Annotated in this window: 1 protein-coding gene and 1 pseudogene; both read left to right on the top strand. The window is 38.4% G+C overall.

What is annotated here, in order from left to right:
- Positions 1 to 74: 74 nt before the first annotated feature.
- On the top strand, positions 75 to 341 hold the full coding sequence (locus G4P69_RS38870; RefSeq protein ID WP_208344904.1) for a hypothetical protein: 267 nt from the start codon (positions 75 to 77) through the stop codon (positions 339 to 341).
- Between the two features lie 355 nt (positions 342 to 696).
- A pseudogene (locus G4P69_RS38875) lies at positions 697 to 1,000 on the top strand (hypothetical protein); the annotation flags it as partial.

Consider the following 1,000-nt stretch of genomic DNA (forward strand, 5'->3'; position numbering starts at 1 on the left):
CTAGCAGGTATTACCATATATGCTCAGTATAATTTGCCTTTAAATTTCGATACTTCCATGATTCTACTCAACTCATGCCATATATAAAACGCTACATAGACAAACTAAGCAATTCTTCTAATGGAAAATTTATTTTATTTAGCAAGCAAGATAGGATTCACTTGGAATTGACTTATAAACTAATTACTGACATTCAAAATAAAGATTTCGATATAAACTTGAAAACAGCTTTAAACGTGCTTGTAACTTATCAGGAATGGTATCACTGGCTATTTACTATGTTTGGTTTCACCGAACCTGCTAGGGAAGCCAGTCTCAATGGTCGTGTTCACGCTGCGTAGTTACAAGTCTAGAAGTACAGCCAATGTCAAAATTTTATTGAAGTGAGCGCGCCAACCAGAGTTTGTCAGTCGCCTTTAGACTTTTTGACAACAATCGGTATGGGTATGCAATTATGTTAAAATGTATATTCTGACATCTTGCACCATTGTGAATCAGCCCGATATCCGGTCCAGAACTTAAGTTCCGGGCTAATAGCTTAAGTCCATTGAAATGGACTTAAATCCTTGTTCAGTCCTCTAAAGAGGACTTTAGCTATCAGACAGCGATTTAAATCGCTGGCTGGCTGGCTGACAGATCAGGTGCAAGATATAGGTAATGGGAGTTTCCATAAATATTCAACTATAAAATTTGAATATGTCCACCGAGCTTATAGCTGAGCGTTCAGAATCCGTCAAAGCTGGTATCATCGCAGGTTCCTGCATTGCTTTGGCTTTTGTCGTTACGACTTTAGTGAATAACCTGATACTACTAAAAAACTGTCTAGCACTTAGCTGTTTAAATGTTAATACCCTTAATTGGCATTTATTGATCAGCTGGGCTGTGGCTAGCTTCTCCGGTTTACTATTTGGTGTTACCTACCGTTATATAGTTCGCGAAGATAAAAACCCACAGCTTAAGCTTGGAGCAGTACTCGCTTTTGGTTTAACACGTAGCCTAG

Origin of the sequence: Aetokthonos hydrillicola CCALA 1050 (assembly GCF_017591665.1) — a bacterium.
Classification (GTDB): Bacteria; Cyanobacteriota; Cyanobacteriia; order Cyanobacteriales; family Nostocaceae; genus Aetokthonos; species Aetokthonos hydrillicola.

Excerpts from the sequence above, each read along its gene's own strand:
- G4P69_RS38870 (WP_208344904.1), top strand. The coding sequence starts at position 75 with ATGCCATATATAAAACGCTACATAGACAAACTAAGCAATTCTTCTAAT.